Raw genomic sequence first — 20,359 nt, forward strand, 5'->3', positions numbered from 1 at the left:
CGCGTCAATCTGAGCTTCCTTCGGTATGTGCTCGAATTTCAAGGTTTTGCGTCAGTAATAAACGGTGCGGCACAGCCTCAAATTACGCGTCAGCCTTTGCTAACTTATACCATCCCCCTCCCGCCGCTGGAGGAGCAGAGGCGGATTGCGGGGATATTGGATCAGGCAGACGCACTCCGCCGCCTCCGCACACGCGCCCTCGACAAACTCAACACCCTCGGGCAGGCGATCTTTCATGAGATGTTTGGGGACTTCCTCAACAGCAAATTGATGACCCCACTTGCCAAACTCACCACAAAGATCGGCAGCGGTGCGACGCCACGCGGTGGCGATGCAGCCTATAAGGATGCTGGCGTTCCCCTAATCCGCAGCATGAACGTGCGTGACGGTAGCTTTGATCGAAAAGGTTTGGCCTTCCTTGATGATGACCAAGCGGATGGCTTGAAGAACGTGATCGTTCGAGGAAAGGATGTCTTGCTGAACATTACGGGTGCATCTGTTGCGCGTGTCGCGCTTGCCCCAGTTGAACTGAGTGGCGCACGGGTAAACCAGCACGTCGCGATTATTCGACCCGCGCCGGAAATGTTACCGGAATTTCTGGAGGCATTTTTGCTTTTGCCTTCTGTAAAGCGAAATCTTCTCGGCATTGCAGAGGCAGGCGCAACACGGCAAGCAATTACGAAGGCACAAATTGAGGAATTCAAGGTTCCCCTAATACCATTGAAAGATCAGGCCAACTTTGTCGCCCGCCGGAACGAGGCGGCGCATATAGCCGTATTATGCGGCCAACAGCAGCAACAACAAGTTGCCCTCTTCGCCTCCCTCCAACACCGCGCTTTTCGGGGGGAGCTTTGATGCAGGGCGAATTTCTTCCGGTTTGGCGAGAGATGTGGCGAAATGTTTGGAAACCACTTTCCGAACACCCGACGGCCCCGGATGATTTGTTTGTTGAGCTCTTTCGGGAGGTCGAAACGATTTACAAAGACAGGCTGGACGCCGCGACAACACTGGCGGAAATTGTTGATGACACCGAGCAGTCAAAAGCCGCTTTTCGAAATACCAAAGCAGACCAGTTGAAGGGTGAGATTGCATTTGTGCGTTTTCTAACCTCGGCCTTCGAGATTGTTCAAGACTTCGGCGGCGACGCACTTTCAAACCGCTACTATCGTCTTATCCAGAAGTTCATCGATCGCTACAACCTGCGCTATGACCTCAGGCGCTCCTTTCAGCTTAACCCGACGCTACCGGGCATGTTCGCACGGCTGGTGTCTGATTTGAAATTGGCTGCCGCGAAAGATGCCGGGCTAAAAACGCTCTTGCATGAATATGAAGAGGCTTTTCGGGATCTCGGGTTTGGGCAGACCGAAGGAAGGATCAAAACCTGCTTTGCCAAGCAGTTCAATTTGCTTGAAGCCGTGGCCGCAAAGCACCCACAAGCTACCCAAGACACACTTGGGAAAATTTGCAATGAGCTTAATGTCTGGCCACACGCGACGGTCCGAGAGGCTGCCAAGAAAATTTATGGCTTCCGCTCATATCCAGGCATCGGGCACGGTGCGGGCGATGGAGCGCTACGCCCCATTGAGATGCGGGATCTGATTTCACTTTCTGTGCAAATGACAGCCTTGTTGCCGTATATCTCGGACCAACTCAACGCGGATGAGATCTATTGGGCGGGTGTTGTATGAGTATTCCCCTGCACACCTTGTCATTGCCGGGTGGAATGTTGGAACGCGGCTTTTGGCTGTATGTTTGGGATATTCAGGTAGGCGGCGAGCGGCTTTTGTATGTTGGCCGCACGGGGGATGAGGGCAACCCACAAGCGTCTGCCCCGTATGATCGATTTGGCCAACACCTTGGTCGCAACAAGAATGCGAACGCTTTGCGCCGAAACCTCTTGGCAAGAGGCATCGATCTGCCTCAAGTCGACCACTACGATTTCCATTTTGTGGGACCGATTTTCCCCGAAACCGCAGATATGGAGTCACACATACCCTACAGAGACATCGTTGCCGCGCTTGAAAAAAAGCTGGCGGATTGCCTGTCAGAAGCTGGGTATTGCGTCCTCAACAAAATATCTTGTCGCAGACCACTCCAACAAGAATACTGGCTGAAAATCAGAGATGCATTTGAACAAGTGTTTCCCGAGTTGAAGGATTTTTGATGACCCAGTTCTCATTCTTGGCGTCGGAATTTGCGAATTTTTTTGAATATGCTCGGAAAGCAGAGGCCGCAGCGTTTTCTGACCCGCGAGGGTCATGCTTTTATTCTCGACTGACGTTGGAAACCGCGATGAACTGGCTGTATCGGCGCGAGGCGGCGTTAAAGCTGCCCTATGGCCGTGAACTCGCCGCCCTGATCGCTGAGCCGAGCTTTTTGGCCCTCACTGGCCCCGCCATCGTCACCAAGGCGAAGTATATCAAGGATATGGGCAACCGCGCCGCCCATGACAGCGGCAAGCCCATAAGCCCGCAAGATGCCGCCACGACCCTGCGCGAGGTGTTCCACGTGTGCTATTGGATCGCACGGACCTATGCCAAGGGTGCCAAGCCCAACCCCGCAGCCGCTTTCGATTTTGGTAAGCTGGAAAAAACCCTGACCATCACCGTCAGCACGGTGCAGCAAATCGCCGAGCAAGCAGCAGCATACACTGCCGCCCGCAAAGCCCTAGAGGCTGCCGATGAAGCCCGTAAAGCCTCAGACCAAGGACGCGCCGCGTTAGAGGCCGAACTTGCCACCCTACGCACTCAGGTGGCCGCTGCGCGCAAAGCCAACCAAGCCGTCCCGGACCCGCATGATTACGACGAGGCCGCCACCCGCGACGCTTACATCGACCTGTTGCTGCGCGAGGCTGGTTGGCCGCTCAACCAACCCCGCGACCGTGAATTCCCAGTCAAGGGCATGCCGAACCAAAGTGGCGACGGTTTCGTCGATTATGTGCTGTGGGGCGACGACGGCAAACCGCTGGCGGTGGTAGAGGCGAAACGCACCAAAAAAGACTCGCGCATCGGCCAAAACCAAGCGCGGCTATATGCCGATTGCCTAGAGAAGATGTATGGGCGGCGGCCAGTGATTTTCACCACCAACGGCTATGATCATTGGTTCTGGGATGATCAAATGCATCCGCCGCGCTCCATGTCGGGCTTTCTAAAAAAGGACGAACTGATCCTGCTACATCAGCGTCGCGAAACCCGGAAAAACCTTGACGATGTGACGATTGATGAAAAGATCGCAGGCCGCTTTTATCAGCAACGCGCGATCCGCCGTGTCGGTGAGGCGTTTGAGAAAGACATGCTGCGCAAATCCCTGCTGGTCATGGCCACCGGCAGCGGCAAAACCCGCACCGTCATCGCCTTGATTGACCAGTTGCAACGCGCAAACTGGGTCAAACGGGTATTGTTCCTTGCGGATAGGGTTGCGCTGGTGAAACAGGCGTATGGCGCCTTTAAGACTCATTTGCCTGCCACCCCATCGGCCAATCTGTTGGAGCGCAACGATCCGCAAAAAAACGACTACGTAGGGGCAAAGGTATTGTTCTCAACTTATCCCACAATGATGGGAATGATCGACGAGGTGAAAAACGGCCAGAAGAATTTTGGCCCTGGGCATTTCGACCTAATCGTCATCGATGAAGCCCACCGTTCAATCTATAAAAAATACCGCGCGATTTTTGAATATTTTGATGGCATGCTGATCGGCTTGACCGCTACCCCGCGCGATGAGATCGACCGTGACACCTATTCCCTCTTCCAACTTGAACGCGGCGTTCCCACCGATGCTTACGATTTGGATGATGCGGTGGCCGATGGTTTTCTGGTGCCGCCAAAATCCATTTCCGTCCCTTTGAAGTTTCAGCGCGAAGGCATCGCCTATGATCAGCTTTCGGAAGAGGAGAAAGAGGAATGGGACGCTATAGAGTGGGATGAGGAAGGCACCGTCCCAGACAGGGTTGAATCTGCCGATCTGAACAAATGGCTGTTCAACGAGGATACGGTCGACAAGGTGCTTGAGCATGTCATGCGCAATGGCATCAAAGTGGCAGGCGGCGACCGGTTGGGCAAAACCATTGTTTTCGCCAAAAACAGCGCCCACGCACAGTTCATAGTTGCGCGGTTCAACGCGAACTATCCACATTTTAAGGGAAAATTCGCCCAGTTGATCGACTACAGCGTCCCCTATGCGCAGTCATTGATCGACGATTTTTCTGAAACCAATAAGCCGCCCCATATCGCCGTCTCGGTCGATATGTTGGACACGGGGATCGATATCCCCGAAGTGGTAAACCTTGTTTTCTTCAAGATTGTCAGGTCGAAGACGAAGTTTTGGCAGATGGTGGGGCGCGGCACGCGGCTTTGCCCAGACATCTTCGGCCCCGGCGATGATAAAGTGGAATTCCTGATTTTTGACTTTTGCCAAAATCTTGAGTTTTTCCGCGAAAACCCGAAGGCAATCGATGGACTCCTTGCTCGCCCGATCGGGGAACGCCTGTTCACAACACGCGTCGATCTGATTGGTGAGCTTCAGGGAACAGAAGAAGGCCATGACAATCTCCTAACTGCCCTAAAATCCCGCCTACTCGACGAGGTTAGAGGCATGAACCTCGACAACTTCATCGTCCGTGCCAAGCGGAGGGCGGTTGAAAAATTCCAAGATGAAGCCAATTGGGCAGCGCTGGACCTTGACGCACGCATCACACTTGAGGCCGATGTGGCGGGGCTTCCGTCGGCTTTTCAGGATGATGCCTTGCCCGCGAAGCAGTTTGATTTGCTGCTGTTGAATGCCCAGCTTTGCCTTTTGCGTGGTGAGACTGGTTTTGCCGCGCTGCAGGATCGGATCATTAGGTTCGCTTCAGCCCTTGAACGCCTGTCAAACGTGCCCGCGGTTGCCCGTGAGTTGGAGCTTATTCTCGAAATCCAGACTGATGATTTTTGGAAGGACATCACGGTCGAAATATTAGAGCAGATCCGCAAACGTCTGCGCATGTTGGTCGACCTGATACTGCCCGTTGAGCGCAAGCTCGTGATCACCGATTTCGAAGATGATATTGGGGCAGGGGACACTGTTGACCTTCCCGACGTTGGTAGCGGCATGGACAAAGCGCGCTTCAAGTTGAAAATGCGCCGCTTTATTGAGGTTCATGCAGACAACATTGCCCTGCAGAAAATCAGACGGGCATTACCAGTTACACAGCAGGACATCGCGGAATTGGAGGCAATGGTCTTGGGCGATGGGGTGGCGGACGCGGAAAGCTTAGAAACTATCAGGGGCAACGGCGGCCTTGGCATGTTCTTGCGCCAATTGATCGGCCTTGATCGCGCCGCAGCAAAGGAAGCTTTTTCCGGTCTTGTTTCGTCCCAGAACTTGAACGCTGACCAGACCGAATTCATAAACCTGATTATTGGCTGCCTGAGTGAAACCGGCACCATCGAGCCCCGATTGTTCTATGAAAGCCCGTTCACAGATATCAACGACCTTGGTATCGCGGGCGTATTCTCAAAGCAGCAAAGCACAGACATTATTCGGATCGTCACGCAGTTGAACCAGGTCGCCGCAGCTTGACCGTGGCGTACGAATATCTGGTCGTCGCGCCTCGCGGTCAAGCAATCATCGGCCATTATGGTCACACATGCGCGGCACTGCAGACTCGCTGTGGGCCGCAATGAAGCGGGTTCTATCGCTTTGGTGTGGGTCAGGCTGGGTCAGGCGTACATGACTCTCAGTGTCTCGCTCCTGAGCCGATTGACGCAGTCGGTTTGATTGCTGTGGGGCGTCGTGCCTTAGAGTCTGATTCGAAACTAACGCAACAATTTCAAACACATGGCATTTGATGCGCTGCGCAACGTTTGCTGGTCGCCCATCACCCAAACCCAACAAAATCAGATGTTTGGGCCGCCGATCTTGTCTGCCATGATGGCATTTAGTTGCTTTGATTAAACGCAACACATTGATTTTGGGTGATTAGTTTTGGATCAGCCTCTTAGGGACTAAAGCGTCGAACTGTGCTATGCTTGCCTGTAGCGGAGGACGACCAAATGAGCTTTGTAACGGTTACCACTTGGCGAATTATAGGCGCAACCGAGACCCTGCAGCATGTGACAGACCTGATGCGGCGAAAGTACTTTCCGGGGCTCTTGGCTTTGGGTGCGCAGCATTCAATGCTCATAGATGCTGAATTAGATCGTTTTGTTATCGTGACGGTTTATCCTAGCCGCGAGGTGCGTGATGACGCCGTCGCCCATGTCTCAGTACTTCGCATCGAAGGTGCAGAGGAGTTTGGCGCGGAGCTGATGGACGCCTACGGAGGAGAGATGTTGGCCGCATCCGAAGCCTAGAGGACCTTGTTTATAGTATCCGAATAGCAGAGGTTTGTGCGTGCCGTTGCTAATGTATGCTGAGATCCCAGCTTGCAGAATGCTTGGTTAACAGAGTGGATTTTGCCAGTTCTGCCTCAAACTATGCGAGAATAGACTCGTATTCTCACGATTTTTGGATTCGAAGCGCAGGTTCGACTGGCGCAGACCCAGAATTCAGAACCCCATTAAAAGGAAACTTTCTATGATCCTCTATCCAATGATTGAACTGCTTGATGGTCGATGTGTAAGTCTGTTTCGTGGTCGCACTGACGAACCCCACATCTGGCACCTCGATCCTGTAAAAAAGGCGAAGAGTTTTGCCAAGGCTGGCGCAGAATGGCTGCATATAACCGATTTCGATGCCATGTCCGGCGACGAACGCAACACGGATCTCATTCGCGAAATCATCCGGACTGTGGGTATTCCTGTTCAGTTGGGAGGCGGTTTTCGTAGCCTAGAGCGCATCTCTAAATGGATTGATCACGGTGCCGGGCGCATAATTGTTGGAACCCTGGCCTTGCGCCAGCCCGACCTAGTCAAAGAGGCGGCAAAGCTATTCCCCGATCAAATTGTGCTTGCGGTTGATGTGTTCGAAGGCTTGGTAGTCAGCGATGGTTGGCAAAAGAAAAGCGCTTTTTCTCCCTCAGCTTTTCTAAAAGCCTTCGAAAACGATCCCTTCGCGGCGATCATTGTAACCGATATTGGCGCGGACATCGGCGATGCCGAAGACAGTATTGCCTTGATCACACAACTGGCTAGCGAAGCCAGAACCCAGATTTTTGCAAGAGGGTTGTCACGGACACTCGATGATCTGTCTCGCCTGAAATACGTGCCTTTCGTCTCGGGGGCACTGATCGGACGCGCCTTGTTCGACGGAAGCATCGACTTCGAGGCCGCCCTGGAGTTGGTCAAGCCTGAAATCGAGAAGCGCGCTCAATTCATTTGAGGCTATCTTGGCTGTTTGCCGACATGCTCTTCGAAGGTGCTGCAGAGCAGCCATGAGACCTCTTCCGTCACGTGGGGATGGGAAGGGTGAAATCGTCGGTCGCTATGTAACGGCGCTCTGGCGACAGAAGAAGTAAGCTATTTTGTCTGGCGACGCACATTTATTCTTCAAGCACATCCACGGCGCGTTGCTGACCAACTCGACTAAGCTCATTGCCGATCTAGCCTTTCGATATCATGTCGAGCGCTTCGGCCAAGGTTGCCAAAGCTTCCTCCTGTGGATCGCGTGTGTTTTGTAGTACCCTTGCTATCTGAAGGTAGTGCGACGCCGTCCCGCCGACATTGTCTCCTTTCAAAGGGTTTGTATGCGCGAGAATCTGTTCGATTGTTGATGCAGGCACTTTTAAAGACAGCATTATCGTTGCGCCTGTGCGGCGCAGATCGTGCCGATGCCAGTCGGTTGTGCCTGTGGCTTCGTGCAGCGCGGTCTGGTATCGACTCCAGTTGCCTAACTCACCCTTGCCGGTTGCATTCGGAAAGACAAGCTCACCACTTTTTGCGTTTTCCCAGCCAGGTAGCTGGCGCAAGAGCGACATGGCGGCCTCTGACAAGGGTAAATCTTGACTGCGCGGACCACCTTTCGTAGATTTGACACTGGGCTTGTGCCAGACACCGTTTGCACGGCCAATCTCGTCCCAACGCATCGTACACACCTCTTCTAAACGAGCTGCTGTGTAGAGAAGAAAGCGCATCGCGATAGGACGATAATCACTTTTGCCTTCGAGTCTCAAGTTGCCAAGCTTTGGTGCAGGGTAGGTGAGCATCGGTAGGACAGCCTTTAACTCAGCCTCGGTTAAAACACGCTTGCGTTTGCCAGTGATAGTTGGGTCATCTGTTGCGGGATCATGTGTCGTTGCAAGGCTGATCACGTCGAGTTTTGGAGACCTTGATGCGCCAATCTTTGAGAAGGTCTTACGTCCGGCCGCCCAATCAAGAACGGGGCCAAGATAGGCACGCGCCCGCGATGCTTGGCCGTTGGAAGTCGTCTTGACGCCTGTAGGCTTAAAGCTTTTGTATGAAGTGACCGCGTGAGCGAACTCCTCATCTGTGATTCCGATAACATCGCGGTCAAGAAGCCTTGCGTAAACTCTTTCGATAGATTGGCGAGCGCCACTTCTCGTCGTCCTTGGTCCTCGTGGTTGCCATATCTTTTTTGAAGGGGCAAAGCGCTCTTCAAATTCACCTATAAGTTCACGGAGCGAGGCAGTTTGAGCCGCGGCATGTCTAAGCTGCCGTTTCTCAGAGTTGATGTCCTTGCCGGCCTTGAGATCTCGGCGCGAGTTGCTGGCTTTCTCACGCGCCTCCTTAAGTGACATCTCGGGGTAGGTTCCAAGCGTGACGGTCTTCAGTTGGCTTGCCGCATTTCTGGCCTTGAGGATGAACGATACTTTGCCTTTGGACGACACCCTTGCGCGCAGCCCGGTTGCGACAGTGTCGGTGTGCTCGTATCTTTCGCCTGTTGGCTTAAGCTTGCGGAGCATGATGTCCGTCAGCGCAGATTGCTTCTCTAACAATTGGGTACCTCCTTCTGGGCTACACATGGGCTACACAATGCGTTCTACTTGTTACTATCGGATGCATCCACCTGCAATAGTATGCAATGATCTGTTTTAGACTAACTGATTGATTTAAATTGAGTATGTATTACTTTTCCGATATATCCAAGGGTGCTTTGTTTCTGCGATACGAAGATTGAAAATCCGCGTGTCGGCGGTTCAAATCCGTCTTCGGGCACCACTTTTCTATTATTTTTTTAGAAATATCGGCGTCTTAGCTGAAGTCGACCGCTTCGTATCCACCAAAATATCCACCAAAATATCCACCTTATTATGCGTGATGTTCTTCGGTACTCGTCGGATATTACTGAACGAGTATGATCGCGCGATTCTTATATCTGCCGTTTGTGTGTCGCGGGTTAAGATTTAGGTCGTTGGGCTGCTAAGGCCTGAGCAGTATCGTGATCTTTTGGGCTTTTGCTGAGAACTGCATGCATTGTCGCGGTGAGGACCTGCGCTGGACCGGTCCAACCTTCAGCCTTTGCCGCCCGAGCCTTATGTCTTCGCCCGGCGGAAGCGCGCCCGTATTGCACCTGACTATCATGTCGAAGTCGACAGTTCTTGGTATTCCGTGCCTTTCGCGCTGATCAAACAAGAGGTCGATGTTCGCACAAGCGGTCCGAGCGTCGAGATATTCCATCGTGGTCAACGGGTTGCGAGCCATCTGCGCACTCCGGGTCGGCGCAGCCACGTGACTGTGGCCGACCTCATGCCCTCTGCACATCGCCGCTTTGCCGAATGGCCGCCATCTTTTTAGAATTCGGGCCAGAATGTTGGCGCAGGCAACGAAGACCGGCCCGGCGGTGGCCGCCTTTTGCGAGATTGTGATGGCCGACCGCCCCCATCTGTCACCAGACAGGTGAATGCGCGCATTCACCGAGATGGCTGAACAAGGCTTCCGCACCTGTCTGGGCGTGCTGGCCTTGGTCAAAACTTACGGACCAGCGCGCGTGGATGCGGCTCGTCAGCGGGGTGTTACCATCCGTGCTCGCACGGTTACGTCCATCCGTTCAATCCTCAAGAACGGCCTCGATCGCGCCTTCCTAGAAGGCTTCGAAGAGGTTGCCCCCCTCCAGCACGCCAACATTCGCGGCGGCGGCTATTACCACTGATAAAGGACCAAAATGCTGATCCATCCCACCCATGACCGATTGCTGGCCGCCGATCTGATGGGGGCCCTGACCGGCATTGCATCGGCGCTTGAAGAACAACGCAGGTCGACCGTTTTTGATGACCTGTCGTCTGAAGATCGCCTCGGCCTACTGGTTGACCGAGAAGCCGCAGAAGGCGACGCCAAAAAGCTGGCGGCGCGGCTCAAGTTCGCCGCCCTGCGCCAGAATGCAAGCGCAGATCTTCAAGGCTTTGGGATCTCGACCTTCGCACACCCCGCGGCATTGACCGCAGTGTCATGGCGCATCTTGCCGATGGCGCTTGGATCGCGCGGCATGAGAACCTGCTGATAACTGGCCCCACCGGCCTTGGCAAAAGCTGGATCGCCTGCGCCCTAGGTCACAAGGCCTGCCGTGACGGGCGGCCTGTCCTCTACCAGCGTGCCCGCGCATGTTCGAAGCGCTCGCCCTCGCCCGAGGCGATGGCCGCCACGCGCGCATCCTCAAAACCATCGCCCGCATGGAAGTGCTGATCATTGACGACTGGGGTCTCGCCGTCCTGACCGCAGCAGAGCGCCGCGACCTGCTGGAAATCCTCGAAGACCGCCACGGCCGCGCCTCCACCATCGTCACAAGCCAATTGCCCGTTGAGCACTGGCACGAGGCCATCGGCGACTCAACCCTGGCCGATGCCATCCTCGATCGTCTCGTTCATAACGCCCACAGGCTAAAACTTACCGGAGAAAGTATACGAAAGGCAGCCGCACGAAACTCAAGCCTTGACCTGACACGACAAGCCTGACTCCATGAAACCGTCGGTCAAATTGGCCGCCCACCTTCGCGTGGAATAGCTGCCCAACTTCCGTGGAATGCGCAGCGTGACAAGATCAAAGAACTGGAACGTGAGTTGCGCCAGCTTCGGCAGGCAAACGAGATCCTGCGCAAGGCGTCAGCGTATTTTGCGCAGGCCCCTTTCGCGGTTTGAAGGCAAACCGCTGCCGGGCAACGGGAACTCGACCGCCCGTTCAAGCCATGATCCGCTTTATTGATGATCATCGCATGGTCCGTGGGGTCCAGCACTTGCCCCCGCCTCAGCTTCTTGCGCAGAGCACCGCATGACCTGCGCCGTCCGCCTCGTGGACCTGAAACACATTCTTCGCCAGATCTAGTCCGACCGTGATAATCTCCGACATGATCGCTCCCCTTTGTGGATCCTCACAGACCCACCTTGGCACACAGATGTCGTCGGGGGGCGGTTACATCATCAAAGCCAATTCTGTGCCAAAACTGATGCGTGATGAATTTTTCTTGACATATGGCCGCATCCCAAACAAGTTTCTATACGAACAAAAAAACGGCAGCCTCAGTGCAAGGCGCCTTAAACCGACCCGGTAATCGCCTTCAACAGGAGAAAAAAAGTGAAAAGAATTTTAGCTACCCTTACCACTGCCGCGACGATGCTGGTTCCGATCAGCGTGGCTGCACAGGACCGTGAATTTCGCGTTGGCCTGATCACGCCCCCGGTCCATGTTTGGAACCAAGAGGTTGATGGGCTTGGCGAGACGTTGAAGGAAATGTCGGGCGGACGCATGAGTGTAATCGCGTTTCCGTCGGGCCAGTTGGGCAGCGAAGCAACCATGCTGCAACAGCTTCAGACCGGCGCGTTGGATATGGGGTGGCTGACAACGGCGGGCGTAACGATACGTGTGCCGGATATGAGCGCGCTACACGCACCCTTCTTGGTCAGAAATATTGAAGATGCGGCGAAAGTTCTGCGCTCTGCCGAAGCCCGGGAAATTCTGGACGCGATGCCGAAGGCGACCGGCACTGTCGGTCTGTGCTATGCCATGACAGGCATGCGGCAGCTGTTGACCAAGGACGCCATCGCCTCGGCGGAAGATTTGAAGGGAAAGCGGTTCCGGATTACACCCGCCCCGGCCATCCAAACCTTCTTTGAAATGTTTGGTGCAGCGCCCGCGCCGATGCCCTTGACGCAGGTTTACGACGCGTTGGCAAATGGTCAGATTGATGCGATTGACATGGACCACGAGTCGATCATCAACTTTGGCTATCACGATCATGCCAAGAACATGATGGTTACAAACCATCAGATGTTTGGCATGGTTGCGGTGATTTCTGGCCGGGTGTGGGCCGAATTGTCGGACGAAGATAAAAAGATCGTACAAGAGGCGTCTCAAAAGCATTGCGATCAGACAATTGATCGCTTTGTGGCAGAAGAAGCCGGGAAGCTGGACAAGCTGAAAGCCGTCGAAGGGTTGACCATCACCGAAAACGTTGGCCCAGAATTCTTTGGTGACATTGTCGCGCGCTGGGATGCCGAATGGTCCAAGCAGACCCCTTATGTGGAACGCCTGCGGGCGCTGGTGGCGTCGTTCTGAGCCATTGTAGTGTGATATCCGGCGGCAGGCCCCCTGCCGCTGGATTTTCGCTTTTCGCACAGGAGTGTGCATGATAGCCCGATTTCTTTGCAAAATATCATTTACCTTCAATATGATAGAGCGTTTTTTGTTACAGGTGCTTATCGCCTCCATCGCGTTTTTCGTGCTGATGAATGTTTTGCTGCGCATGATTGGCATCACCATTGCCTGGGCGGATGAAATGGCGGTTTATGCCATGGTCCTGTCCGGCTTTGTCGGCGCATCCTTGATGCTTCGGGCGCGCATTGACCCTGCGGTGTTGTTGCTGCAAGAGGTTTTGCCGAAACATCTGCACCATGTGCTGCGCGCGATTGTGTCTGGCATTTCTGCCAGTTTTGGCCTTGTTTTGTGCTATCTGTGCTGGCTTTGGTTCAACCCCGCCGCGCTTGTGGCCGCAGGCTTTGACGTGGCCGCGTTTGAGGCGGCGACCTTTAACTTCGTCTATACGAATGTGACGCCGATCATGGGGGTTCCGACCTTCTTTTTCTTTCTCATCCTGCCGTTTTTTGCCGTCGCGATTACCGTCCATGCCTTGACCAATTTGTGCGAAGATCTGGGCTTGCTGGACCGTGGCCAGGACCCCGCGGGCCTTTTCAAGGATGAAGTTCAATGACCGCTGTCGTTTTCCTTGTGCTGCTGGTTTTGGGTGCGCCGATTGGGATTATTCTGTGTATTGCCGCCTTGGCGTTTATTTCCTCATCGGGGAACGATATTTTGCTGTCCAGCTTTGGGCTGCAAATGTTTGAGGCGCTGAACAATTTTGGATTGCTTGCGATTCCGTTGTTCATTCTGATTGGCGAGTTGATGAACGGGGCGGGGATTACGCAAAGGCTGATCCGGTTGGCGGCCGCGTTTGTAGGGTCGTTGAAAGGGGGGCTGGCCTATGTCAACCTTGTCGCCAACATGATGGTCGCCTCCATCCTTGGTTCCGCCACGGCACAGATCGCCATGATGACGCAAGTTATGGTGCCCGAGATGGAAAAAGACGGCTACCCGCGTGATTTTTCGACGGCTGTTACGGCTTTTGGCGGGTTGCTGGGGCCAATCATCCCGCCGTCTATTGTGTTCGTGGTCTATGCGGTGCTGGCGCAGGTTGCCGTGCGTGACATGCTGGTGGCGGGTATCCTGCCCGGACTCATGCTGAGCGGGTTGTTCATGGGCACAATCGCGCTTCTGGGGTATCGCTACAACTATCCCCGCGGCCCCAGCCTCAGCTGGCGCGAAAGGTTTGCAGCCCTTTGGGGCGCATTGCCGATGCTTTTGATCCCGGCAATCATTATTGGCACCATTTTGGGTGGTTTCGGCTCCCCGACCGAGGCGGCGGCTTTAGGGGCGTTATGCGCGGCCTTGCTGGGATTATTCTTTACCAAAACCCTTAAATTCAGCGATTTTGGCCCGATCTTGCTGCGTACAGGCATCAGCTCCTCGCTAGTATTGTTTTTGGTTGCGGCGGCGGGGGTGTTTTCTTGGGTGCTGATCTTTGGGGAAGTGCCGCAAACCGTGGCGGTCTGGATTCAAAGTGTGGCGACAACGCCTGTCACCTTCATGCTGTTGGTTTTGGTCATTTTGTTGATGGTTGGCACCGTGATTGATGGGATCCCCGGATTGATTATGGTTGTGCCGATTCTGTTGCCGATTGCCACAGATGTGTATGGCATCAATCCCATCCATTTTGGCGTGGTTGTGTCGATCAACCTGATTTTGGGCTTGCTGTCTCCGCCAGTGGGGATTGGGCTGTATGTTGCCGCCGGGGTTGCAAAAATTAGCCCGATTGCGGTGTTTCGTGCCTCGCTTCCGTTCTTTGCGGTTACGCTTGTCGCTTTGGTCATTCTTGCGCTGTTCCCGCAGATCAGCCTCGCGTTTTTATAAAACCGGCGCAGTCTTTCAGCAAATTCGCCGCAGTAGATCAAGCAGATGTGCCTGCTCCGCGTCACTCAGCGGTGCAAGCGTTTCGCGTGTGATCTGATGTGCGGGGGGGCAGCAGCTGGTCCAGTGCTGCCGTTCCGGCGTTCGTCAGGTCCAGCAGGATCATCCGCTTGTCTGTGTGGCATTTATGTTTGGCAATCAGGCCGCGCTTTATCAGGCGTTGCACCACGCCGTTCATGGTGGACGGGTCCATCGCCGTTTGCCGGCCAAGTTCGTTTTGCGACACGCGGCCACCTTCACCCAAGCGGGCGAGGACGGCGAATTGCTGCGGGGTCAGATTGCGCTCCATATTCAACGTGAAAATACTGATGTGGCGTTGATGCGCCCTGCGCAAAAGAAAACCGATCTGCCCATCAAGCTGATAGTCCGTCAGCCCGGCAGGTTCGGTCTGGTCTTGGTCCGTTTGGTTTGTCATTGCGCACTCAACTCTTTCAAATCATCGCTTTCCAGACAATAACGTGTGGCGCGGTTTTGCAAGGCGTTAAGCCTGTTGCCGCAATGGCTTTGTGGGGCAGGGTGCCTTACGCCCTGCGGCGCCAGTGGGCGATTATCGGCAAAAGCATCACCATGATGATCAAGGCCAGAATGGTCGCTGAAATTGGCCGTTCCACAAACACGGACCACGATCCACGGCTAAGGATAAGGGTGCGGCGCAGGTTTTCTTCCATCAATGGCCCAAGGATAAGGCCAAAGACCAACGGGGCCACGGGGATCCGGATCAAGGTCATCAGATACCCCATCCCACCAAAAAGCAGCATCACGCTCACATCGGCAAGGCTGTTTCGGATGGCAAAAGCGCCGACCATGCACAGCAAGGATATCAGCACCATCATCACCAGGGTGGGCAGCTTCATCACTTGCACGATCACCCGCAGAAACACCACGCCAACCGCAAAGGTCAAAAGCGTCGCCAGCATCAACGAGCCATAGATCGTGCCGATCATGTCAGGGTGTTCCACAAACATCATCGGGCCGGGTTGCAGGCCATGGATGATCAGCGCGCCGATCAAGATTGCCGACATTGAATCGCCCGGTATCCCCAAAGTGACCAGCGGGATCATGGCGCCGCCTGTCAGGGCGCTGTTTGCCGCTTCGGGGGCGGCGACACCGCGCGGCTCACCCTTCCCAAAACGTGCCTCGCCGCGCGTGAAGCGCCGTTCCAGCGCATAGGCGACGGCCACGGCAATGGCAGACCCCGCCGCAGGGATTGCGCCGATCAGGGTGCCTGTTGTGCTCCCACGCAACCAACTTGGCCAAACCCGCGCAATCTCAAGGCGCGGCGGGATAAGACTGCCGATTTTTGGCACCGATGGCAGCGCGCCGTGGCGGGACGCGCTTAGGGTGGTCAACACCTCGGTTATCCCAAAAATTCCGATAGTGACGGGGATAATATCAATCCCGTTTTGCAATATAGCAGAGCCGAAATCAAACCGTGCCACCCCAGACATGGTATCAAACCCAACCATGCCAAACATAAGCCCGATTGCGCCTGACAGCAGGCCTGCCAGCATCGCACCTTCCACCGTATAGGCCAGCAGCACCAACCCAAACAGTGCCAGCAGGGCAAATTCCGGACTGCGAAATTCCATCGCGGATTTTGCAATGACGGGCGCGATCATCATCAACGCGATAACCCCCAACACCCCGCCCACGGTGGATGCAATCAGGGCGTGGCCAAGTGCGTGGCCCGCGCGCCCCTGCTGCGCCATGGGATAGCCATCAAACTGCGTGACAATGGCGCCGGGCGTGCCGGGAATGTTCAGCAAAATCGCCGAGATGGAGCCGCCGAACACGCTGGACACCAGCACCATGAGCAACAGCATCATCGCCACACCCGGCGCCATTCCAAAGGTCAGCGGCAGCAAAATCGCCAGCGCCATGGTAGAGCTGACGCCCGGCAAGGCCCCCAAGACGATCCCCATGGCCACGGCCGCGATGGCCATAAGCATAAGTATCGGTTGCTGCGCAAAAATACCAAAGGAGTCGAGGAAGGCGTCAAAAAGCATCCGATATCCTTAGGGCAGCGGGACGCGCAGCAGGTGCACGAAAACAATCTGGATAAGGGCTGTGAACCCTGCGGCCAACATCAGCGCCAACCCGGTCCGTTTCCACCAAATCCGCTGCTGGTTGTTCAGCGCGGCAAGCCAGACAAAGGCAAAGACAAAGCTTGGCCCCATAAACCCGACAAACCCGATCAAGGCAGCAGCCAACAAAGCACTTAGCAAAAACAGAACCGGAATGGCAACGATATGCAGTTGGATACGCTTCATCCCGGAGTTGCGCGTCATCAAGCCGCGCAAGACCAGCCAAGCACCCCCCGCCGTTAACGCAGTGCTAACCATCATCGGCAGGATGGCGGCACCGGGGTCCAGCCCCGGGGCCGTGAAGGATGCCATCAACGTAGGGCTGAACAAAACCCCGTACCAACCGACTGCGGCCCAGGCCAGAAAGAAAATGCCCGCGCCGTACCCCGGGGGCGGCGGCGCGATGCTTTCTCGCTTGTCGATGTCTGACACTTTCGCAGTCCTTCTGGCGGGGAGGATCCCGGCCCATGGTTGTCTGGGAAACGTGAGCTTACTTTTGGTTCACGATGACCAGCCCGCTTTCTTCCAGAATTGGATAAACGGCATTGTCCTGACGGTCCAGAAAGGCGGCGAAACCTTCGCGGCCATCTGGCGCGATAATAAACCCTGCTGACTGGGCTGTGGCCAAAAACTCTGGGTTGGCGACAGCGCTTAGAACCGCTTGTTCAAGCCGCGCGACGCGATCCTCTGGCACACCTTGGGGGGTGAATAGGCCGACGAAATCCTGAAAGACAAAGGGAAACCCACTTTCGGTAAAGGTCGGCGTGTCGGGGGCACGAGGGTGGCGCACGTCGCCTGCGACGGCCAAAATCCTAACATCGCCGCTGTTTGACAAACCGATCATCTGTGCTGTTGGCACTGTGGTCGTGTTGGTTTCGCCGGATGCAATTGCAGCCACTGCGGGGGCATACCCTTGGTACGGGATCGTTGCAAAGGTTGTGCCGATTGCCTTTTGGATCAGAAGCGAGCTGATATTGGCAAAACCACCCGGACCGTCATCGGAATTAATGATCGCCGCCGCGTCAGATTTCGCTTTGTTCACAAAGGCTTGCAAGCTGTCGATGCCGCTGTCTGTGCGCACGCTGATGGCAGCGGGGGACCTTTCGATCACGGCCAAGGGGGCCAGCGTGGCAAAAGGTGTGGCGCTGGCATTCATGTAAGTTTGTGCGACCACATGCAGGCCCATCACGCCGATTGTGTAGCCGTCAGGTTCGGCCGCTGCCGCCTGCCGCACCCCTGTGGTGCCCGCAGCACCGGGCAGGTTGTTCACGACCACGGGCTGCCCCAACTCTTTGCTCAGGTATTCCGCGACCAGACGACCCACGGTGTCATGCGCACCGCCTGCGGGCCATGCGACGATCATGGTGATCGGCTTGTCGGGAAATTGCTGTGCGACTGCGGGGGCAAAGGCAAGCGGCCCTGCCAGAAGTGTCGTGGTCAGACCAAGGATAAGGTGGCGGCGCAGCGTGCTTTTCATCTGTCTCTCTCCATTCTGAAGATATGTTCTGAAGATCGGGTCATTGGTCAGAATCGATCCCTGTTGTTTGTAGGCTAACGGTTTGCGTTCGCTTGCGTCAACATCTGTTGCAAGGCGCAAGTCCCGGCGTGGCGCTGGTGCGTTTTACCTGCTTTGCAGGGGCTTCATCGGTTTGGCACCACCTCGGGCACACGGTTGGCGGGCGGGGTGTTGCGGCTGCGCCCACTGGTCACAACGCCGTCAATGATGGTCATGCCGACGCCGGGCAAATTGCCCAGTTGCACGCTTTCCAGCATGGTCTTGCCCGGTGTGTGCTGCGCCTGATCCATCAAAACAAAATCGGCGCAATAGCCAACTTCTAACAGGCCGACATCCAACTCTCGTTGGCGCGATGTGTTGCCGTTGCTAAAACAGAACGCAATTTCGGCGGGAACATTGCCAACGCCAGACAGCATCGCCACCATCCGCAAAATGCCAAGCGGCTGCACCCCGGATCCCGCTGGCCCATCGGTGCCAAGGATAAGCTGATCCAGCTTGCCCAATTCGCGGGCTGTATTCAGGGTCAGCAAGGCCGCGCGCTCGTTGCCATTATGCACAATTTCAAGGCCTTTCAGGCAGCTTTCGCACAGGCAAATAATCTGGTCATCGGGCAGCGCCGAATGGCCGCCATTGATATGGCCCACCACATCGGCACCCGTTTCCAGCACCATATCCGCATCAATCAGCCCGGAGCCGGGGATGGACGGGCCGCCCGTGTGGATCGTGCTTTGGATGCCATATTTGCGCGCCCAATCCACCATCTGACGCGCCGTTTTGCCATCTTTCACAGAGCCGAGGCCAACCTCGCCCAGATATTTCACGCCCGCATCAGCGAGGTCCTTGAAGTCATGCTCCTCCATCCCGTGTTCGATCACCGGCGCGCCCGCCAGCACCTTCATCCCCGAGGGGCGGAAGTTTTCGTACCAACGCTGCGCCGCAATCGCCATCGCTTTCAGGCCAACAATATCGCGGGGGCGGCCGGGCATATGCACTTCACCGGCGGAGATCATGGTGGTCACGCCGCCGTGCAAGGTGGAATCAATCCAGTGCAACTGTTGCTGGCGCGGGGTGTAATCCCCGATCACAGGGTGGACATGGCTGTCGATAAGGCCGGGGGCCAGCGTCACGCCTTTTGCGTCAACCGTGGTGGTGGCACCTTCGGTATCCAGATCTTTTTCATACCCGAAAGCTGCGATTTTGCCGTTGATGGCGATCATGCAGTCGCCATCTGCGATTGGGGCCTCGATCTTGCCCGTCAACAGCAAGCCAATGTTTTTGATCACAAGTTTCTGTGGTGTCTCACTCATTCGCTTGGCCCTCCTGCGGTTATTTCATTTGTATGCTAACATCAAATCAACGCGACGCAAGGTAAACGACGCCTCGCGCGACGACATCGCGTGACCAATCATTCAGCTTTGCGCGATTGGCGAAACCCCAAACCGTCCCACCCCCAATTCCGTTTGACAGGACTAAAACCCTTGGTTTAATGTTGGTGTGCAAACGAAAAATACAAACGGGGGGTCTGTCTGTTGATTTATTCGGCACCAACATCAGTCAAAGATGCGCTTGCTGTTCTGAAATCGTCACAGCCCCGCATTGTCGCAGGCGGTACGGATTTTTTCCCCAGTCAGCGCGCCGGGGCGCAAGATCGCAACGTGCTGGACCTGACCCGTATCGAAGGGCTTCGCGGCATCACGCGCACCGCCAGCGGTTGGCGCATCGGCGCTGCGACCACATGGACCGACATTGTGAAAGCGGTTTTGCCGCCGGCCTTTGACGCGCTAAAGCAATCCGCGCGCGAGGTCGGCTCCATCCAGATCCAAAATCGGGGCACTTTGGTGGGCAATGTCTGCAATGCCTCGCCTGCCGCTGATGGATTGCCGCCGCTGCTTGCGCTGAATGCCGAAGTGGAGATTGCATCAACGGATGCCCCACGCCGCGTGCCGCTGTCGCATTTCGTGACTGGGGTGCGTAAAATTGATTTGGCTGCGGATGAATTGGTGGCAGCGATCCACATTCCCGCCGTGCCGGAGGATATGACCAGCGCCTTTGTCAAACTGGGCAGTCGCAAATATATGGTCATTTCCATCGTAATGGTGGCGGCGAATGTGCGGGTGCAAAACGGGATCATCCAGCAGGCGCGTGTTGCGGGCGGGGCCTGTTCGCCCGTGGCGCAGCGGTTGCCCGCGCTAGAGGCGCTTGTGCAAGGCCGGGCAGTTGCGGACTTGGTAGGGCTCGATTTTGGCGATGCGGCCCTGTTTGCACCGCTGTCCCCGATTGCAGATGTGCGCGGCAGCGCAATTTACCGGGTGCGCGCGGTCGCGCAATTGTGCCGCCGTGCGTTGATACAGGCTGCGACAGGGGAGAAATGA

General features: G+C 55.6%; 16 protein-coding genes and 3 pseudogenes. 12 read left to right on the forward strand and 7 right to left on the reverse strand.

Annotated features, from left to right (window positions below; genetic code table 11):
• The 6 genes from BMY36_RS15155 to BMY36_RS15180 form a co-directional block, all read left to right on the forward strand.
• A partial coding sequence (locus BMY36_RS15155) for a restriction endonuclease subunit S (RefSeq protein ID WP_074818860.1) occupies positions 1-855 on the forward strand: 855 nt, incomplete at its 5' end.
• Positions 855-1,688 carry a hypothetical protein gene (locus BMY36_RS15160; protein WP_050520835.1) on the forward strand — a complete coding sequence of 278 codons (834 nt, stop codon included), beginning with the start codon at positions 855-857 and terminating at the stop codon, positions 1,686-1,688. The genes BMY36_RS15155 and BMY36_RS15160, both read left to right, overlap by 1 nt.
• On the forward strand, positions 1,685-2,164 hold the full coding sequence (locus tag BMY36_RS15165) for a hypothetical protein (protein WP_050520834.1): 480 nt from the start codon (positions 1,685-1,687) through the stop codon (positions 2,162-2,164). Before BMY36_RS15160 ends, BMY36_RS15165 begins: the two co-directional genes overlap by 4 nt.
• A complete protein-coding gene (locus BMY36_RS15170; protein WP_050520833.1) occupies positions 2,164-5,559 on the forward strand; it encodes a DEAD/DEAH box helicase family protein in 3,396 nt (1,131 codons plus the stop codon). Before BMY36_RS15165 ends, BMY36_RS15170 begins: the two co-directional genes overlap by 1 nt.
• 473 nt (positions 5,560-6,032) lie before the next feature.
• The gene (locus BMY36_RS15175) at positions 6,033-6,332 is read left to right on the forward strand and encodes a hypothetical protein (protein WP_050520837.1); all 300 of its coding nucleotides are present in this window, start codon (positions 6,033-6,035) and stop codon (positions 6,330-6,332) included.
• Positions 6,333-6,555: 223 nt separating this feature from the next.
• Positions 6,556-7,299, forward strand: a complete 744-nt coding sequence (locus BMY36_RS15180) for a 1-(5-phosphoribosyl)-5-[(5-phosphoribosylamino)methylideneamino]imidazole-4-carboxamide isomerase (RefSeq protein ID WP_050520832.1) — start codon at positions 6,556-6,558, stop codon at positions 7,297-7,299.
• Between the two features lie 220 nt (positions 7,300-7,519).
• Here BMY36_RS15180 and BMY36_RS15185 read toward each other — a convergent pair whose 3' ends face one another.
• The gene (locus BMY36_RS15185) at positions 7,520-8,872 is read right to left on the reverse strand and encodes a tyrosine-type recombinase/integrase (RefSeq protein WP_175469310.1); all 1,353 of its coding nucleotides are present in this window, start codon (positions 8,870-8,872) and stop codon (positions 7,520-7,522) included.
• 499 nt (positions 8,873-9,371) lie between these two features.
• Here BMY36_RS15185 and BMY36_RS19265 point away from each other — a divergent pair.
• Together BMY36_RS19265 and istB are read left to right on the forward strand one after the other, a co-directional pair.
• A pseudogene (locus BMY36_RS19265) lies at positions 9,372-10,026 on the forward strand (Mu transposase domain-containing protein); the annotation flags it as partial.
• Between the two features lie 12 nt (positions 10,027-10,038).
• A pseudogene (istB, locus tag BMY36_RS15200) lies at positions 10,039-10,825 on the forward strand (IS21-like element helper ATPase IstB).
• A gap of 272 nt (positions 10,826-11,097) precedes the next feature.
• Here istB and BMY36_RS19580 read toward each other — a convergent pair.
• A pseudogene (locus BMY36_RS19580) lies at positions 11,098-11,216 on the reverse strand (IS110 family transposase); the annotation flags it as partial.
• Between the two features lie 225 nt (positions 11,217-11,441).
• Here BMY36_RS19580 and BMY36_RS15205 point away from each other — a divergent pair.
• From BMY36_RS15205 to BMY36_RS15215, 3 genes are all read left to right on the forward strand, one after another.
• Complete coding sequence (locus BMY36_RS15205) at positions 11,442-12,422, forward strand: TRAP transporter substrate-binding protein (RefSeq protein WP_231579794.1); 981 nt, start codon at positions 11,442-11,444, stop codon at positions 12,420-12,422.
• 112 nt (positions 12,423-12,534) lie between these two features.
• Positions 12,535-13,074, forward strand: a complete 540-nt coding sequence (locus BMY36_RS15210; protein ID WP_244888681.1) for a TRAP transporter small permease — start codon at positions 12,535-12,537, stop codon at positions 13,072-13,074.
• The gene (locus BMY36_RS15215; RefSeq protein ID WP_050521246.1) at positions 13,071-14,330 is read left to right on the forward strand and encodes a TRAP transporter large permease; all 1,260 of its coding nucleotides are present in this window, start codon (positions 13,071-13,073) and stop codon (positions 14,328-14,330) included. Before BMY36_RS15210 ends, BMY36_RS15215 begins: the two co-directional genes overlap by 4 nt.
• Positions 14,331-14,391: 61 nt before the next feature.
• Here the strand turns inward: BMY36_RS15215 and BMY36_RS15220 are convergent, their stop codons facing one another.
• From BMY36_RS15220 to BMY36_RS15240, 5 genes are all read right to left on the reverse strand, one after another.
• Positions 14,392-14,802, reverse strand: a complete 411-nt coding sequence (locus tag BMY36_RS15220) for a MarR family winged helix-turn-helix transcriptional regulator (RefSeq protein ID WP_197086091.1) — start codon at positions 14,800-14,802, stop codon at positions 14,392-14,394.
• 106 nt (positions 14,803-14,908) lie between these two features.
• Positions 14,909-16,330, reverse strand: a complete 1,422-nt coding sequence (locus tag BMY36_RS15225) for a tripartite tricarboxylate transporter permease (protein ID WP_217646630.1) — start codon at positions 16,328-16,330, stop codon at positions 14,909-14,911.
• Between the two features lie 72 nt (positions 16,331-16,402).
• Positions 16,403-16,903 carry a tripartite tricarboxylate transporter TctB family protein gene (locus BMY36_RS15230; RefSeq protein WP_050521248.1) on the reverse strand — a complete coding sequence of 167 codons (501 nt, stop codon included), beginning with the start codon at positions 16,901-16,903 and terminating at the stop codon, positions 16,403-16,405.
• A gap of 58 nt (positions 16,904-16,961) precedes the next feature.
• A complete protein-coding gene (locus BMY36_RS15235; RefSeq protein WP_050521249.1) occupies positions 16,962-17,948 on the reverse strand; it encodes a Bug family tripartite tricarboxylate transporter substrate binding protein in 987 nt (328 codons plus the stop codon).
• Positions 17,949-18,112: 164 nt separating this feature from the next.
• The gene (locus BMY36_RS15240) at positions 18,113-19,294 is read right to left on the reverse strand and encodes an amidohydrolase family protein (protein ID WP_050521250.1); all 1,182 of its coding nucleotides are present in this window, start codon (positions 19,292-19,294) and stop codon (positions 18,113-18,115) included.
• A 222-nt stretch (positions 19,295-19,516) separates the two neighbouring features.
• Here BMY36_RS15240 and BMY36_RS15245 point away from each other — a divergent pair, with 222 nt between their 5' ends.
• Positions 19,517-20,359 (forward strand): FAD binding domain-containing protein, encoded by an 843-nt coding sequence (locus BMY36_RS15245; RefSeq protein WP_050521251.1) that lies wholly within the window; start codon positions 19,517-19,519, stop codon positions 20,357-20,359.

The organism is Pseudorhodobacter antarcticus (assembly GCF_900110135.1).
GTDB classification, from domain to species: domain Bacteria; phylum Pseudomonadota; class Alphaproteobacteria; order Rhodobacterales; family Rhodobacteraceae; genus Pseudorhodobacter; species Pseudorhodobacter antarcticus.

What these genes read in the sequence shown, in the direction of transcription:
- BMY36_RS15160 (WP_050520835.1), top strand. Translation starts at nt 855, where the DNA reads ATGCAGGGCGAATTTCTTCCGGTTTGGCGAGAGATGTGGCGAAATGTT.
- BMY36_RS15165 (WP_050520834.1), top strand. Translation starts at nt 1,685, where the DNA reads ATGAGTATTCCCCTGCACACCTTGTCATTGCCGGGTGGAATGTTGGAA.
- BMY36_RS15170 (WP_050520833.1), top strand. Translation starts at nt 2,164, where the DNA reads ATGACCCAGTTCTCATTCTTGGCGTCGGAATTTGCGAATTTTTTTGAA.
- BMY36_RS15175 (WP_050520837.1), top strand. Translation starts at nt 6,033, where the DNA reads ATGAGCTTTGTAACGGTTACCACTTGGCGAATTATAGGCGCAACCGAG.
- BMY36_RS15180 (WP_050520832.1), top strand. Translation starts at nt 6,556, where the DNA reads ATGATCCTCTATCCAATGATTGAACTGCTTGATGGTCGATGTGTAAGT.
- BMY36_RS15210 (WP_244888681.1), top strand. Translation starts at nt 12,535, where the DNA reads ATGATAGAGCGTTTTTTGTTACAGGTGCTTATCGCCTCCATCGCGTTT.
- BMY36_RS15215 (WP_050521246.1), top strand. Translation starts at nt 13,071, where the DNA reads ATGACCGCTGTCGTTTTCCTTGTGCTGCTGGTTTTGGGTGCGCCGATT.
- BMY36_RS15220 (WP_197086091.1), bottom strand. Translation starts at nt 14,802, where the DNA reads ATGACAAACCAAACGGACCAAGACCAGACCGAACCTGCCGGGCTGACG.
- BMY36_RS15225 (WP_217646630.1), bottom strand. Translation starts at nt 16,330, where the DNA reads ATGGCCATCGCGGCCGTGGCCATGGGGATCGTCTTGGGGGCCTTGCCG.
- BMY36_RS15235 (WP_050521249.1), bottom strand. Translation starts at nt 17,948, where the DNA reads ATGAAAAGCACGCTGCGCCGCCACCTTATCCTTGGTCTGACCACGACA.
- BMY36_RS15240 (WP_050521250.1), bottom strand. Translation starts at nt 19,294, where the DNA reads ATGAGTGAGACACCACAGAAACTTGTGATCAAAAACATTGGCTTGCTG.